General features: G+C 45.8%; 16 protein-coding genes and 4 tRNA genes. 5 read left to right on the top strand and 15 right to left on the bottom strand.

Features of this window, described 5'->3' with window-relative positions:
* The first annotated feature begins 45 nt into the window (after positions 1 to 45).
* A complete protein-coding gene (locus tag HP570_RS28785; protein ID WP_015893475.1) occupies positions 46 to 1,056 on the top strand; it encodes an ABC transporter substrate-binding protein in 1,011 nt (336 codons plus the stop codon).
* A gap of 58 nt (positions 1,057 to 1,114) precedes the next feature.
* On the opposite strand, the gene HP570_RS28780 is transcribed toward HP570_RS28785, so the two are convergent.
* Positions 1,115 to 1,273, bottom strand: coding sequence for a hypothetical protein (locus HP570_RS28780; RefSeq protein ID WP_015893476.1), 159 nt, complete (start codon positions 1,271 to 1,273; stop codon positions 1,115 to 1,117).
* A 193-nt stretch (positions 1,274 to 1,466) separates the two neighbouring features.
* On the opposite strand from HP570_RS28780, the gene HP570_RS28775 reads away from it, so the two are divergent.
* On the top strand, positions 1,467 to 3,335 hold the full coding sequence (locus tag HP570_RS28775; RefSeq protein WP_173627929.1) for a PAS domain-containing sensor histidine kinase: 1,869 nt from the start codon (positions 1,467 to 1,469) through the stop codon (positions 3,333 to 3,335).
* Between the two features lie 35 nt (positions 3,336 to 3,370).
* Positions 3,371 to 3,505, top strand: a complete 135-nt coding sequence (locus HP570_RS28770) for a DUF4023 domain-containing protein (RefSeq protein ID WP_015893478.1) — start codon at positions 3,371 to 3,373, stop codon at positions 3,503 to 3,505.
* A 252-nt stretch (positions 3,506 to 3,757) separates the two neighbouring features.
* Here the strand turns inward: HP570_RS28770 and HP570_RS28765 are convergent, their stop codons facing one another.
* Positions 3,758 to 4,993 carry a branched-chain amino acid ABC transporter substrate-binding protein gene (locus HP570_RS28765; RefSeq protein ID WP_064203202.1) on the bottom strand — a complete coding sequence of 412 codons (1,236 nt, stop codon included), beginning with the start codon at positions 4,991 to 4,993 and terminating at the stop codon, positions 3,758 to 3,760.
* A gap of 217 nt (positions 4,994 to 5,210) precedes the next feature.
* Positions 5,211 to 5,678, bottom strand: a complete 468-nt coding sequence (locus HP570_RS28760) for a copper amine oxidase N-terminal domain-containing protein (protein ID WP_173627928.1) — start codon at positions 5,676 to 5,678, stop codon at positions 5,211 to 5,213.
* Between the two features lie 214 nt (positions 5,679 to 5,892).
* Here HP570_RS28760 and HP570_RS28755 point away from each other — a divergent pair, with 214 nt between their 5' ends.
* Both HP570_RS28755 and clpP read left to right on the top strand, forming a co-directional pair.
* A complete protein-coding gene (locus HP570_RS28755) occupies positions 5,893 to 6,114 on the top strand; it encodes a hypothetical protein (RefSeq protein WP_048034962.1) in 222 nt (73 codons plus the stop codon).
* A 131-nt stretch (positions 6,115 to 6,245) separates the two neighbouring features.
* On the top strand, positions 6,246 to 6,848 hold the full coding sequence (clpP, locus tag HP570_RS28750) for an ATP-dependent Clp endopeptidase proteolytic subunit ClpP (RefSeq protein WP_305852636.1): 603 nt from the start codon (positions 6,246 to 6,248) through the stop codon (positions 6,846 to 6,848).
* 106 nt (positions 6,849 to 6,954) lie between these two features.
* Here clpP and HP570_RS28745 read toward each other — a convergent pair whose 3' ends face one another.
* The 12 genes from HP570_RS28745 to HP570_RS28690 form a co-directional block, all read right to left on the bottom strand.
* On the bottom strand, positions 6,955 to 7,140 hold the full coding sequence (locus HP570_RS28745) for an H-type small acid-soluble spore protein (RefSeq protein WP_015893484.1): 186 nt from the start codon (positions 7,138 to 7,140) through the stop codon (positions 6,955 to 6,957).
* 16 nt (positions 7,141 to 7,156) lie between these two features.
* Positions 7,157 to 7,339 carry a hypothetical protein gene (locus HP570_RS28740; protein ID WP_015893485.1) on the bottom strand — a complete coding sequence of 61 codons (183 nt, stop codon included), beginning with the start codon at positions 7,337 to 7,339 and terminating at the stop codon, positions 7,157 to 7,159.
* 127 nt (positions 7,340 to 7,466) lie between these two features.
* On the bottom strand, positions 7,467 to 7,724 hold the full coding sequence (locus HP570_RS28735; protein WP_015893486.1) for an HPr family phosphocarrier protein: 258 nt from the start codon (positions 7,722 to 7,724) through the stop codon (positions 7,467 to 7,469).
* 49 nt (positions 7,725 to 7,773) lie between these two features.
* Complete coding sequence (gene whiA / locus HP570_RS28730) at positions 7,774 to 8,721, bottom strand: DNA-binding protein WhiA (RefSeq protein WP_015893487.1); 948 nt, start codon at positions 8,719 to 8,721, stop codon at positions 7,774 to 7,776.
* Positions 8,722 to 8,729: 8 nt separating this feature from the next.
* Complete coding sequence (locus HP570_RS28725; RefSeq protein ID WP_087347833.1) at positions 8,730 to 9,740, bottom strand: gluconeogenesis factor YvcK family protein; 1,011 nt, start codon at positions 9,738 to 9,740, stop codon at positions 8,730 to 8,732.
* 78 nt (positions 9,741 to 9,818) lie between these two features.
* Entirely contained in the window at positions 9,819 to 10,700 is an 882-nt protein-coding gene (gene rapZ / locus HP570_RS28720) for an RNase adapter RapZ (protein WP_015893489.1), read from the bottom strand.
* A gap of 235 nt (positions 10,701 to 10,935) precedes the next feature.
* Entirely contained in the window at positions 10,936 to 11,895 is a 960-nt protein-coding gene (gene trxB, locus HP570_RS28715; RefSeq protein WP_173627927.1) for a thioredoxin-disulfide reductase, read from the bottom strand.
* Positions 11,896 to 11,959: 64 nt separating this feature from the next.
* Positions 11,960 to 13,603 carry a tetratricopeptide repeat protein gene (locus tag HP570_RS28710; RefSeq protein ID WP_173627926.1) on the bottom strand — a complete coding sequence of 548 codons (1,644 nt, stop codon included), beginning with the start codon at positions 13,601 to 13,603 and terminating at the stop codon, positions 11,960 to 11,962.
* 146 nt (positions 13,604 to 13,749) lie between these two features.
* Positions 13,750 to 13,825 (bottom strand) — tRNA-Gly (locus HP570_RS28705).
* A 40-nt stretch (positions 13,826 to 13,865) separates the two neighbouring features.
* Positions 13,866 to 13,941 (bottom strand) — tRNA-Lys (locus HP570_RS28700).
* Positions 13,942 to 13,946: 5 nt separating this feature from the next.
* A tRNA-Phe gene (locus HP570_RS28695) sits at positions 13,947 to 14,022 on the bottom strand.
* A gap of 31 nt (positions 14,023 to 14,053) precedes the next feature.
* Positions 14,054 to 14,130: transfer RNA gene (locus tag HP570_RS28690), tRNA-Asp, on the bottom strand.
* Between the last annotated feature and the right edge of the window lie 102 nt (positions 14,131 to 14,232).

The raw sequence follows: 14,232 nt of genomic DNA, 5'->3' as shown, positions 1-14,232 counted from the left end.
GAAGAAAAATGATAATCATTATCAGTTAAAGGGGGATTTTCCATCATGCGCAAAACTTCCCTGCGTTTGATGCTCGGGGCTATGCTTTCCGCTGTCATGCTCGTAACAGGTTGCGGAGGACAGGCAACGCCTTCATCCGACTCGTCTTCTTCTACACCAGCCGCGTCAACAACTCCATCAGCACCGGCAGCGTCTGAAGAGAGAGAAGTAAAACACTTTATGGGGTCAACAAAAATAAAAGGAACTCCGCAACGTGTCGTCACTCTCACCAGTGAAAGCACAGAGGCTGTTCTCGCATTAGGGATTACGCCAGTTGGGGCTGTCATGAGTGGCCTCGGTAAACCCGGTGACCCATGGCATCCACATATTAAAGAAAAAATGAAGGATGCAGTTGAATTAGGTGACGAGAATCAACCAAACGTCGAGCTGATCGCCAGCCTGAAGCCAGACCTGATTCTGGGAACGAAAGGACGCCAAGGGCAAGAGAAAGTATACGCTCAGCTTTCCGCGATTGCTCCAACCGTCTTCTCCGAGGATCTCGTAGGCAGATGGAAAATCAACTTTGCCCTTTACTCAGAAGCGCTGAATAAGAAAGCTGAAGGCGACAAGCTGATGGCTGATTTCGATAAGAAGATTGAGGATGCAAAAGGAAAACTGGGTGACAAGACGAAGATGAAAGTCTCTGTCGTTCGTTTCGTAGCTGGCAAAACTCGTCTTTACTTGAAAGACACTTTCTCTGGCGTTGTTCTGAGCCAGCTCGGCTTTGCTCGACCTGCCTCCCAAGACATCGATGAGTTCAAAAAAGACATCCCCAAAGAGCTCATGTCCGAAATGGATGGCGACGTCATGTTTTACTGGATCGGCGATTATTCCGGTGATGGATCTGCGAATAAATACACCGAGGAATGGATGAAAGATCCACTCTATCAAAAGCTGAATGTCGCGAAAAACAATAAGGCATTCCAAGTTGACGAAGTGATCTGGAACGTAGGCGGCGGTATCCTTTCTGCCGAACTGCTTGTTGATGACATCGTAGAGCGTTTCTCCAAACTGTAGGCTATAAAAAAAGCAGGAGTGGTTGATATAACCACTCCTGCTCTTTTGCCTGCTGGCATTATTGATCGAGTTCCTTACTACCAGCAGTATCCTTACTGGGCAGAATCGGATCTATTTGTTCAGGTTTACGTGAATAAGCTTTGTTTGTAACCAAAATCGTCACACCGATGATGACAATAAAAATGAGCACCAACGCAACGATAAAACCCGTTGTCATGCATACACCCCCGACTTTTTTCTAACTCTTATTATAGCTGATTTCCATGCGAGTCAGAACCTTCAGGCTTAACCAATTCATTATAGAATAACAAACTATTCCAAATTTTGATAGGAAAATGGATCCTATATCTCGAATAGTTACGACAATGCTATCTCACTCAAATACTTGATAGACTATGCGGGGGAATCTGATGAACAAGCTTAAAACCCCTTTCTTATGGAAAAAGAAACGCTCAAAAAAGGAAATCACACAAGTGTTATTTCCAGATCAAATATTAAAAGCATTTTTTCATTTTACGACGGATGCCATCTCGATTAGTGATCTCGATAACAATATCGTCTTGGTGAATCATGCGTTTGAGCAATACTACGGTTGGTCCATGGAGGAGATTTACGCTTCACCGCTCTGCTTTATTCCAGAAGAGTACAAAAGCGAGACCAAACAGTTATTTGATGCGGTCAGGAGCATGGGTGTATTACTAACCAATTACGAAACCATCAGGCAGCGAAAAGATGGCACGAAGATGGATGTCATTCTGTCAGCTGCTCCAATCAAAGACGAAACAGGAAAAATTATTGGTGCTTCCTGCATTACCCGTGACATTTCCGACCGCAAAAAAATTGAAGAGGCCTTGCGTCAAACCGAAGCCAAATATCGTCTCCTCATCGATCATACCCAGGATATCGTGACGATTTATGATTTATCCATGCGACGCATCTATGCCTCCCCATCGATCGAGCAATTGGGATTTGTTCCAGCCGAGGTTACTTCCCCTAACAATCTGCAGCTCACACATCCAGAGGATATCCCTATGTTCCGGGACAAATTTCAAGAGATCATGGCAACGAAACAACCCGTTCATTTCGAGACGCGCTCTATGGATAGGAATGGAAACGAGGTCTCCTTCGAAACACGCGGTATCCCCATTTTAAACGCGGTAGGGGATGTCCAAAACGTCATGTTAGTCTCGCGAAATATCACCGAACGCAAATACTCAGAGGCCGCCTTATTTAAAAGCGAGAATACGAACAAAATCATCTCAGAATACACAGATGATCTTATTCTGATTACGGACAAAAACGGGGATATCCTCTATCTCTCCCCTTCGCATTCACGTGTAATCGAAACGAGTGAACATTGCCGTCAGCTCAACTTTGCCGAGATTCATCCCGAAGATCGCCAAACTGTCATTGACCACTTTCATCTCTTGCTCGCGACCAAGGAAGCAAAGATATGCGAATTCCGTTTCCAGACGAAAAATAACAAATGGATCGTTCTCGAATCAAAGGGTGCCCCCATCCTGACGAAAACGGGAGATTGTGATGGCTTTATCATTGTTTCGCGGGATATTACAGAACGGCGACATAACGAGGAACTATTACGGAAGGCTGAGAAGCTGTCTGTGATTGGGGAGCTGGCTGCTGGAATCGCCCATGAGATTCGCAACCCGCTCACATCTTTGAAGGGCTTTATCCAATTTCTTTATCCGAGCATGAATGATAACCAGCAGTACGCCGACATCATGCTCTCTGAACTGGACCGAATCAATTTTATTGTGAGTGAATTGCTAGTCTTGGCAAAGCCTCACAGCATTCAAATCAAGCCTCTTCCGCTCATCCCTTTGCTGGAAAACGTTTTGACACTTTTGAGATCGGAAGCAAATTTGAAAAACATCGATTTTCGGACCGCATTTGCTTACCATCCAATCATTGCGGGAGAAGAAAACCAGCTCAAGCAGGTCTTTATCAACATCATTAAAAATGCTATCGAAGCAATCGATGGACATGGTGAGGTTGTTATTGCCACCACCCTAAAAGACGATCATCAGGTGCTTATTACGCTCACGGATACTGGCTGTGGAATCTCTGAAGAAATGATTCACAAGCTGGGTGCCCCCTTTTTCACGACAAAAGAAAACGGAACTGGCCTCGGCCTCATGATCAGTAGCAAAATCATGAAAGACCACAACGGCAGCCTGGAAATTAAAAGCAGAGAGCACGAAGGTACAATGGTAGAGATAACACTGCCGATTGTACAGGACCAAATTGGGTCATCCTAGAAAGGTGTACATCTCATCATCGGTGGAGGTGCCCTATGGATTTTACCAAAATGAGCACGAGTGAGTTCGTGGCCAAAATTCGCGAATCCCAAGCGAAAAACCTACGAAGCAGACAGCATCAGGGCTATGGTCATCCCGAAAAGCGGTTGCCTAGCAAGCAAGGTATTTAACAAGCAAAAGCCCACCCGTTAGCTCCTTTGGCTAAAACGAGTGGGCTTTTGTCATTGTTATTGTGGATCCTGTTTATTCAGGTTACGATCTCTTTCGGACTTTTGCTTCTGGGTGCCTTGGGTCTTGCTGCTGTGTCCTTGGTTTCCGCCATTCTTGGTATTTCGATTGTTTGACATCAGAATCCCTTCCTTTTCATTCTGGTATTCATGCCAAACGTAGTATGTCCCAAATGGCTTATTCATAATGAAGAATTACTTCGCTTCACCCATGAATACTTTCTTTCCGTCCTCATACTTGTACACGTATACGGAAGCAAAGTCGTTGTCGCCTTTTTCATTGAATGTTACGTTAACGAATTTTCCTTTGTAATCTTTGGTTTTGTGAACCGCTTCCAGCACTTGTTCACGCGTTGGCTTTTTGCCGCCGTTTGCTTTGATCGCTTCTTCCAGACCGTTCAGCATAACACCCATGGAGTCATAACCAAACGAAGTGAAGATCCCTACTTTGTTGCCAGTCGCGCTCTCGAAGTCTGTGATCCATTTCTTGCCGTCTTCGGTAGCACCAATATCGCCAACAGTAGAAGTAAAGACCACGTTATTGGCATTTTCTGCACCAGCAATTTTCACCATGTCAGCGGAGTCGTAGCCATCGCCACCCATGAAGACACCTTTGAAGCCTTTTTCACGTGCTTGCTTCACGATGATCCCTGCATCAGAGTAGTATCCACCGAAGTAGATCATCTCTGGATTTTTCGCAAGGATTTGGGTGATGATCGCACTATAATCCTTCTCGCCTGCTGTTACCCCTTCATAGCCGAGAACTTGTACGCCGTCTTTTTCAAATTGCTTTTTCACTTCTTCCGCAAGACCTTGTCCATAAGCAGCCTTGTCATGCATAACGAAAGCTGTTTTTACATTCAACTGATTTTTGGCAAAAATCGCAGCCTTGGAGCCTTGTTGATCATCACGCGCACAAATGCGGTGTACGATCTGTTTGCCTTGCTCAGTCAAATCTGATCCCGTTGCGGAAGGAGATACCATTACGAGCTTCTCTTGCTCGTATTGCGCTGCTGCTGTGATCGAAGCACCTGTTGTAGCATGGCCTACTACTCCGACTACATCAGGATTCGAAATCAACATTTGTGCGACTGCTACCCCTTGTTTCGGGTCAGCTTGGTCGTCTTGCGCGGACAATTGAACGTCAAAGCCAAGTGCTTTGAATGCCTCTGCCTTTTCTTTCAACGCATATTCAGCACCAGCTTTTGCTGTGCTTCCATAATCAGAATACTGGCCAGACATCGGACCAACTACAGCAACAACGAGCTTCTCAGTAGCGCCACTTGCACCGCCCGTGCTTCCTCCGCTATTGTTGCTCGGCTGTGGTGTCGCGCTTTGGCTACCAGTCCCCGCACCTCCACCGCAGCCCGCGAGCATTGTGCTCAGAGCAAATGTTGCAGCCAGTATCGACAATGATTTCTGTTTTTTCATAGCAAAAATCCCCCTCTTTATTTATGAGCAAACTATGAATCACAATCTTATTGTAGGATATTTTAGAAAATTTGCAATAGAAATGATTGAAAGAAGAATCCATAAAAAAACCCTCTATCGCTGTCTGCTAATAGAGGTGTACACATGTAGTATTGAGGCAAATAGCCACTTCTACGCATAGAAGTGGCTATCCTCATGAGAAGTATCCCATTGATTATTAGGAATTAATTGGAATGCTCAGCTTGTAAGTGAGCGTTTTTGCATCGTACTCTACTTTTGCACCCAATTCTTGGGCAATGAATACGAGGGGCACGAGCACTGCTCCGGTCACTGGACGTGGCGGATTTGCTACACTCGTTTCTTTGCCGTTTTTATAAGCAAAGTTTTGGTTTTCGTACATACGCAGAGCGTACTTGTTGTCTTTGGCTACCAACAGAGATTTAGTCGTGCTATCCCATGCTGCGCTACCACCCAAAGCAATCGCCAATGTGCTCGCATTCACATACGCAACACCATTTTCAGTAACGATTTCTTGTGGGAATGGGAACTCCTTGCCGTTTAGCTGAACTTTGATTTTTTGTTGTACAGCTGGTGCAGGAGCAGTTTGGGCAAACGCAGCCGTTGCCGCTACACTTCCTGTTAGAAGAGCTGCTGTCAGCATCATTGTAGAAAACTTGCGAAGCATAATAAACACCCCTTAAATATCATGAAATGAATTCCAATTTTGTATGATTCGACATAAATCAACTTTTTCCTTCTTTTTTATCCCATACATTTCCTATGTAATTCTCTCCCCAAACATGACAAGACTAGGAAAAAAATAAATATCCCACGAACAAATGTTTTTGTGCACAACCTGTGTATAACATTGTGGATAACTTTCGAAAGTGAGGCTTGCTATGGCAGGGGAACGTTTTTTTCTCATTTATCAAGAGGCCAGTGATGAAGAATGCTTATTGACCATTGAACCATACAAAGATCAACAGGAGCTGGCGGAAGCCATCAATCAACTGCAAGCCAAACAAATCGATGAATATACGATTATCAAGGGAAAAAAGATGAAAGCCACGCTGAAACTCGCCGTCGATTTAACCGAGGCCGATGAGAATTCCAAGGAATGAATGTTTTCCTTTTCGAGTAGGTTTAGACAGAGGGAATTTGGCAAACATGGTAGTGAGGGCGCGCACTTATGTGTTTGACCTTCATTGACCTTTTGTGTATGATATTGTTACAAAGAGAGGAGGAAGACTAGATGCATATGAATTTAATTCCAACCGTCATTGAACAGACAAGCCGCGGGGAACGTGCTTACGATATTTATTCCCGCCTGCTCAAAGACCGCATCATCTTTCTGGGAACCCCAATCAACGACACCGTAGCCAATATCGTTGTGGCACAGTTGTTGTTCCTTCAGGCGGAAGATCCGGAGAAAGACATTCACTTGTACATAAACAGCCCAGGCGGTTCTATTACTGCTGGTATGGCAATTTACGATACTATGCACTTCATCAAGCCTGATGTATCCACCATTTGTATCGGAATGGCTGCTTCCATGGGAGCATTCCTGCTGGCTGCTGGGGCAAAAGGCAAGCGCTTTGCTCTGCCAAACAGTGAAGTCATGATCCACCAACCATTGGGTGGCGCACAAGGACAAGCGAGCGACATTGAGATTGCCGCAAAACGTATCTTGAAGATGCGTGATCATCTGAACACCATCTTGGCTGAACGCACTGGACAGCCTTTGGAGCGCATCCAAAAGGATACCGATCGCGACAACTTCCTCTCTGCCGCTGAAGCAGTAGCGTACGGATTGATTGACAAAGTCATCACTTCCGAACCGTCTTCGAAAAAATAAGAGCTGTCGTAAAAAAACACTCGTGCCTGAACTACCGGCCGAGTGTTTTTTTATGCCGAGCAAACCCCTTGAGGTTTCCCTTGGTCTGCTCGGCTTTTTCGATGAATCATTGTGATACTTCCATTAACTGACTGACATAGACGGTTCGGCTATGCCCTGGATTTTTTTCCTCATGTACACGTGCTGTTGACGTTTTTTCGTCTACAGCATCGATCCAAACGGCTTGTCCATCGTACTCTACCTTGATATGGTCGTCGGATTTCATGATGGCTTGTGCTCTTGTTACATTCATAAGTGACTGACTCCCTCTATTGGTCATCGTCAAGAGCTTGCTTGGCTGACGTAGCCCCTGTCATCGTATCTACAGTCGTTTCTTCAATCAGGCCGTTTTGGTCGGAAACAACTCCGCCCCCCAGTCCCTCATTCACCATCCGATCAATGTCCATATCATAACAATCGCGGCCTTCGTAACACTTATCACGGTTACTCATGTCTCATTCCTCCTTCATGCAATATACATGGTTAGAAATGCCCTGACCGAAGTGAATTGATACATATTCATCAAGATGACCAACAAAAAAAGACACCTCCCTTAAGGGAAAAGTGTCTCTCGTGACTCTATTCTTCTTTGCTTACCAGATTCGTAAGGCTGCTGACTGCCTGGGAGGCATCCGGCCCTTCTGCCAAAATGGTAATTTCCGTTCCAGAGCTGATTGCGAGGCTCATGATACCCATGATGCTTTTCGCATTGACCTTCTTGTTGCCTTTTTCTACGAATACTTCCGATGCAAAACGGTTAGCTTCCTGTACGAAAAAAGCTGCTGGACGAGCTTGCAAACCGGTCTTTAACTGAACCACGACCTGCTGTTGAACCATGAATGGACCTCCTTACTAGTAGACTATTATCCTTTAGTATAACATGCATCTACATCGAAATATTTTGTTTTTCTCGTATTTTGTCAGCGATTTCGTTAATTTTCCGCAAGCGGTGGTTAATGCCCGATTTGCTCACTACTCCGCTTGGCACCATCTCGCCCAATTCTTTCAAATTGATGTCAGGATGAGCCACTCGAAGCTCCGCGACCTCGCGCAGACGTTTTGGCAAATTCTCCAAACCCATCTCTTGATCGATGAGCTGAATATTTTCCATTTGTCTGGTGGCTGCATTCACCGTTTTGTTTATGTTCGCGATTTCACAATTGTGTAAACGGTTTACGGAGTTCCGCATGTCCTTTACGATTCGGACGTCCTCGAAATACAGCAGCGCCTGATGAGCCCCTATCAAGCTCAAAAACTCTGTAATCTTTTCGCCTTCTTTAATATAGAGAACATACCCTTTTTTCCGCTCGATGCACTTGGCATTTAGTTTATACCGATTGGCGATCTTGGTCAATGCTTCGCAAAAATCCTGATAGGAAGTGAAAATCTCCAGATGATAGCTGGATGCCTCTGGATGATTCACAGATCCCCCCGCCAAAAAAGCCCCCCGCAAATAAGCAGCGCGGCAGCATGACTTTTTCACGATCTCTGGAGCGATTCCTGGGATAAACGACAGGCTTTGATCCATGATGCCCAAGTCTTGCAGGATCTCATTGGCCTTATTCGGAATACGCACAATGTAGACGTTGTTTTTTTTCAAACGCATTTTTTTGCGAACTAGCAATTCAGCGTGTATCTGAAACAACCTCTTGATTAACGTGTAAATACGTCGGGCAATCGCCGCGTTCTCTGTCGTCACATCCAGCACCAGTCGTCCGGCTCCAAACTGCAGACTTCCATTCATCCGAATCAAGGCTGAGAGCTCTGCCTTGCTGCAGCAATCGGCACCCTCCATCATGGTAAGCTCTTTTTTGGTATGCGCGGCGAATGACATCGACTTCACTACTCCTTCTCTATCTTCAGCACCTTCCGTCTTCGCTTGACAAGTGACACAACCTGCTTGCTGACAGCATGTGCATCATGACGTAGGTATCCGTCCTCAAATGTGACTAACGGCTTCGCCACTACATGCAGACCGAGTTGGCGCAATCGCTTTGAGTCACATCGGACAGGAGCTGCTCCTTTTTCCGCGTATTTGTCCAATACATGGGTTGGTAGCTCGGCTGAATTGACAATGATCGTATCCAGAAATGGTCTATCTACATGTTCATACATGACATTCACGTGCCTGGATGCAGAAAAACCGTCTGTCTCCCCTGGTTGTGTCATGACGTTACAAATGTAGATTTTTGGGGCTTGTGCGCATGTAATCGCTTCAAATAACCCTCGTACTAATAAATTGGGCAGGATGCTCGTGTACAAGCTGCCAGGCCCAATCAAAATGGCATCCGCGTCGGCAATCGCCATCAGGGCTTCGCTCAGAGGAACAGCATCCTCTGGATCAAGGAACACCCGCTTGATTTCTTTGCCAGTCAACGGTATTTGGGATTCTCCGATTACGAGAGATCCATCTGTCATTTCCGCTTTCAACTGAATCGATTGCGTGGAAGCTGGCAATACATCTCCACGCACCGCCAAAACCCCGCTTAATGTTTTGACTGCGGTGACAAAATCTCCAGTGATTTCGTTCATCGCTGCAAGTAATAGATTTCCCAAATTATGCCCGGCTAATCCCGTGCCTGTGGAAAAACGATATTGCATGACTTTTTCCATCAACGGCTCTGTATCGGCCAGAGCAGTCAAGACGTTTCGAATGTCGCCAGGTGGAAGCATATCCATTTCTTCTCGCAAACGTCCAGAGCTTCCCCCATCGTCTGCTACCGTCACAATCGCTGTAATATGCACTGGCTCGTGCTTCAAACCGCGTAAAAGGACGGATAGACCCGTTCCTCCGCCAATAACGACTATCCGTAATGGCCTTGACTGTAGCCTCCCGACTCCCTTAGTAGGCATATGTCACCTCATTATTTCTAATACATATACCACAGGTGGCTTTTTATGCACGCTTCAGTCTTTCCTGCCATCTTATGCTCATTTGTTCTTTTCCATGTCTCGATGACTAACACGGACAGAAAAATCTTTGCCAAAGGCTTCTCCCAAATGTTCTGCAATGGCGACCGAGCGATGCTTGCCACCGGTGCATCCGATTCCTATCACAAGTTGACTTTTTCCTTCTCGCTGGTAATGCGGTAGGGTGTACCCCAAAAAGTCTGTAAGCTTTTCTAAGAATTCCTTTGTGTCCTTGTGCTGCATCACATACTCTGCCACGTCTGGATCACATCCTGTTTTCGGACGCAAATCCTCCACATAATGCGGATTGGGCAAAAAACGGACATCGAACATCAAGTCAGCGTCTATCGGTGCGCCGTATTTGAAACCAAACGATAATACATTAATCGTAAGGGGTGATCCTTGTTGACCGTATTGGTTGATGATTTTTTCTCGAAGCTGAACTGGCTTCATTTGACTCGTATCGATAATCTGATGCGCCCAGCCCTTCATTTCCTCCAACAAACGGCGTTCGGCGTGAATTCCTTCCAAAGGCGAACCGTTCGGAGAAAGCGGATGTCTGCGGCGTGTTTCCTTATAGCGAGAAACCAATGTCTGATCGTTCGCATCCAGATAAAGGATATGGTAAGATAGTCCATTCATCTGATTGAGGCTTTCCATGGTTACGGCTAGATTTTCAAAAAACTCACGCCCTCGCAAGTCAATCACCAATGCGACTCGCTCAATACTCCCACCAGACTGTTTAACCAACTCAGCAAATTTGGGAATCAGTACAGGGGGCAGGTTGTCTACACAAAAAAAGCCCAGGTCCTCCAAGCTTTGTACAGCAACTGTCTTTCCCGCACCTGACATTCCGGTAATAATCAGGAGATTCATGGCCTTGTCGTTTCCCAATTCCGTCACGCAACTCGCCTCCTACGATTCTGACAATAGCATACCATATTGTCGACCTTATTCGCACCTTTTTGAACCGCTTCCCCTGTTTTTCCAAGGACGTCCTCTACAGGCGTACAAGCTATTTTAGAAAAAAAGATGCGTGACTGAATGCCAGCCACGCAACAATTGTTTATATAGATAAGGGGGTCAATTCATTGTCTATAGATTACACTTGAATTATTTCACCCATGTTACAAGCAGGTTAAGAGATTGTGACATTTTGTTCCTTTAGCTTTTCATTTAGCTCTTCTACATAATGCTGAGCAGATTGAGCAGCGATCGAACCGTCTCCAGTTGCTGTCACGACTTGGCGCAGCATTTTTTCGCGTACATCGCCTGCTGCAAAAACACCTTTTACTTTGGTGTTCATTTTTTCGTCTGTCAGTACGTAGCCTGCGTCGTTGGTGATGCCCAGTGGACGTACACTTGCAGTTAATGGGTCCATCCCTACGTAGATGAACACTCCATCTGCTGGGTATTCACTTTGCTCACCTGTTTTGGTGTTTTGCAAGAGAACCGCTTGTACCTTGCCTTCACCACGGATCTCTTTTAGTTCGGTATCCCAAATCACTTCGATTTTTTCGTTATCGAAAGCGCGTTTTTGCAGGATTTTCTGTGCACGGAACTGATCACGGCGGTGTACGATTGTCACTTTGGAAGCAAAGCGAGTAAGGAACACTGCTTCTTCTACCGCGGAGTCTCCTCCACCAACAACAACCAGCTCTTTATTGCGGAAAAATGCACCGTCGCATACCGCGCAGTAAGATACACCACGGCCGGACAATTCTTTTTCGCCTTGTACACCGAGCAAACGATGCTCTGCACCAGTTGCCACAATAACAGATTTGGTCAAGTATTCCTTGTCACCCGTGATAACGCGCTTGTACGGCTCTTCATCGCGGATTTCCTTGATCTCACCATAAGCATACTCCGCACCGAATTGCTGTGCATGCTCAAACATTTTTGTAGAGAGATCAGGGCCAAGAATGGAAGTGAAGCCTGGATAGTTCTCGATATCTTCCGTGTTCGCCATTTGACCGCCTGGGATCCCTCTCTCCAGCATCAATGTGCTCATATTCGCACGGGATGTATATACAGCAGCCGTCATTCCAGCAGGGCCAGCTCCGGCGATAATCACGTCATAAACTTTTTGTTCGCTCATGCTTGTTGCCTCCTCGTCTCACACAGTTCTGTTTCCTTATTTAAATTAATTATAATGTAATAATCTATTTAAAATCAAGTGTCGACAAAACTTTGACGCACTTTGCCAAGGTTGAGGCAGAAATGCCATATTTTTGAGCTAGAAGGGCTTGTGACTGTTTTTCGTTCGTTATCGTTCCGTATACATATTCTAATGCTGCGACCCACGCTACTTCTTTTCGCACTTGTACCTGACTTTGGGCATATTCATGATGCTTGCGCCATACATCGAGGCACCATTCTCCAGCCTCTTGCTTGCCCTGCGAGAGCAAATGACGGCTTATGCCTTCTTCTATATTGCTCTTTTGATCTTCCGTCGTCGGCGAACCATTCGATCCTTCTGGAGTTCCGTCCGGCATATCTGCACCCATATCAGCCAAAGCCAGCAAAGCCAACTTCTGCAGCTGCTGGTTATCCGTCTGGTAATAAAATTGACGGACTGCAGTTTCAGCTTCATCGTCTCCGATCAGAGACAATGTTTGCAGCACCGCGAATTTCACTTCATCGCGCCCATGCTGCAATGCCCAGAGAAGGGAGGCTCGGATCATTGGGTCTGTTTTAAAATCCTCCACTCCCGTAAACGAAGCCTTCTCCCAAGAAACATCACGTTGGGTCGTATTGTATTGGTAGGGGATTGGTTTTATAGTCTCCCCTTCTTGTTCGTTTTTTACCATTTGAATGTATTGATCTGCGATTCCTGCTTCTGGATCTAACTGTTTGGCTTTTTGCCACCAGCGCAGTGCTTGATCCTTTTTCCCACTCAAATAAGCTGAGATTGCAGCATAATGATACGTGCACGCTTCATGTGGTCGTCCATTTCGAAGCATGCGTTGGTAATGGAAATACGCTTCGTCATGCTGGCCGAGCACTCCCATTGTTGTTGCAAGCTTATAGGTATTTTCCGGATGGAACGGAACAACTTTTTTCAGCGTGTCAATCAAGCTCAACAACTCTACCGTTTGATTGTGATGAGAGAGCAAAACCGCCAAATTGCACAGTGCATGCAGGTTTCCTTCTTCTTTATCCAGCGTCTGTTCAATCGTCTCCATCGCCTTCTCGAATTCTCCAGCATAATAGTAGGCGAGAGATAAATTGTTCCATGCCGGCAAAAACTCAGGATCTGCCTCGACGATTTCTTTTAAGGTATCCAATGCCTCTAAGAAACGTCCCTCTTCCAGACTGCGACGAGCTCGTTCATGCTTGCTGTATACGTCCTCTTTTTCACTTGGGAGGAAGTGTCGCGGTGGCATGTCCAGCTCAAAGTAAATATAGTCGAGGAGCTCTTCAGCATCTTCACGATACGGTCCAGTGCTATCCTCTTGTAAATAACGAACAGCCATTTCTTCTGCCATATGGTAATCTTCTAAGTTGGCATAGTTATTCGCCATGTAGAAATACACTTCTGTCATGGATGGGTCCCATTTTTCTATCACTTCATAGAGCACTTCATTCGACGCTTCAAACTGTCCGGTTTCAGCTAAAGCACTAGCCAAATGGCAGTGGCATTCTGCATTCGTCGGCTCCATTTCAACTGCTCGGCGAAATGAACGCAATGCTTTATCATAGTCGTACCGATTCAAACAGCGCATTCCCCGGTCAACAAAAAAAGCAGCATCTTGCTTAAAGTCAACGACGGTTGTTTTCTTTAAAATACTTTTGTTATGTTTCATAAAACCTCCAACATCGTAGGAGCTTACACTCCAAGTATCGTACCAGAAGCATCGGCACCCTACAAGCTGACTCGCCTTTTAAAGTGTTCAGCGGATAAAGCAAGAAACACCACTGGCCCATAGCAAGTGGTGTTTACGAACAAAAATGGAGCGGACGAAGGGTCTCGAACCCTCGACCTTCGCCTTGGCAAGGCGACGCTCTACCAATTGAGCTACGTCCGCATATCTTATCAACTATTCATATTTTGTCCGATTGAAAAACTGGTGAGCCATGAAGGACTCGAACCTTCGACCCTCTGATTAAAAGTCAGATGCTCTACCAACTGAGCTAATGGCTCGTACATGGTGGCTCGGGACGGAATCGAACCGCCGACACGAGGATTTTCAGTCCTCTGCTCTACCGACTGAGCTACCGAGCCATATACTTTATTCGCCACTCTTGAAAAAGAATGGCGGAGCTGACGGGACTCGAACCCGCGACCTCCGGTGTGACAGACCGGCGTGAACTCCAACTTCACCACAGCTCCATATAGAAGGCTTATTCCTTCAAAACTGAATACGCATGATTGCTAAGAATTTGTGGATAAGTCCTCGACCGATTAGTATTCGTCAGCTCCACGCGTTACCGC

The sequence above is a fragment of the Brevibacillus sp. RS1.1 genome (genome assembly GCF_013284365.1).
GTDB classification, from domain to species: domain Bacteria; phylum Bacillota; class Bacilli; order Brevibacillales; family Brevibacillaceae; genus Brevibacillus; species Brevibacillus brevis_D.
The sequence above is the reverse complement of the archived record's forward strand: the minus strand, read 5'-3'. Positions and strand labels throughout refer to the sequence as shown.

What these genes read in the sequence shown, in the direction of transcription:
- HP570_RS28780 (WP_015893476.1), bottom strand. Translation starts at nt 1,273, where the DNA reads ATGACAACGGGTTTTATCGTTGCGTTGGTGCTCATTTTTATTGTCATC.
- HP570_RS28765 (WP_064203202.1), bottom strand. Translation starts at nt 4,993, where the DNA reads ATGAAAAAACAGAAATCATTGTCGATACTGGCTGCAACATTTGCTCTG.
- HP570_RS28755 (WP_048034962.1), top strand. Translation starts at nt 5,893, where the DNA reads ATGGCAGGGGAACGTTTTTTTCTCATTTATCAAGAGGCCAGTGATGAA.
- HP570_RS28785 (WP_015893475.1), top strand. Translation starts at nt 46, where the DNA reads ATGCGCAAAACTTCCCTGCGTTTGATGCTCGGGGCTATGCTTTCCGCT.
- trxB (WP_173627927.1), bottom strand. Translation starts at nt 11,895, where the DNA reads ATGAGCGAACAAAAAGTTTATGACGTGATTATCGCCGGAGCTGGCCCT.
- HP570_RS28710 (WP_173627926.1), bottom strand. Translation starts at nt 13,603, where the DNA reads ATGAAACATAACAAAAGTATTTTAAAGAAAACAACCGTCGTTGACTTT.
- HP570_RS28740 (WP_015893485.1), bottom strand. Translation starts at nt 7,339, where the DNA reads ATGAGTAACCGTGATAAGTGTTACGAAGGCCGCGATTGTTATGATATG.
- HP570_RS28745 (WP_015893484.1), bottom strand. Translation starts at nt 7,140, where the DNA reads ATGAATGTAACAAGAGCACAAGCCATCATGAAATCCGACGACCATATC.
- clpP (WP_305852636.1), top strand. Translation starts at nt 6,246, where the DNA reads ATGCATATGAATTTAATTCCAACCGTCATTGAACAGACAAGCCGCGGG.
- whiA (WP_015893487.1), bottom strand. Translation starts at nt 8,721, where the DNA reads ATGTCATTCGCCGCGCATACCAAAAAAGAGCTTACCATGATGGAGGGT.
- HP570_RS28725 (WP_087347833.1), bottom strand. Translation starts at nt 9,740, where the DNA reads ATGCCTACTAAGGGAGTCGGGAGGCTACAGTCAAGGCCATTACGGATA.
- HP570_RS28735 (WP_015893486.1), bottom strand. Translation starts at nt 7,724, where the DNA reads ATGGTTCAACAGCAGGTCGTGGTTCAGTTAAAGACCGGTTTGCAAGCT.
- HP570_RS28775 (WP_173627929.1), top strand. Translation starts at nt 1,467, where the DNA reads ATGAACAAGCTTAAAACCCCTTTCTTATGGAAAAAGAAACGCTCAAAA.
- HP570_RS28760 (WP_173627928.1), bottom strand. Translation starts at nt 5,678, where the DNA reads ATGCTTCGCAAGTTTTCTACAATGATGCTGACAGCAGCTCTTCTAACA.
- HP570_RS28770 (WP_015893478.1), top strand. Translation starts at nt 3,371, where the DNA reads ATGGATTTTACCAAAATGAGCACGAGTGAGTTCGTGGCCAAAATTCGC.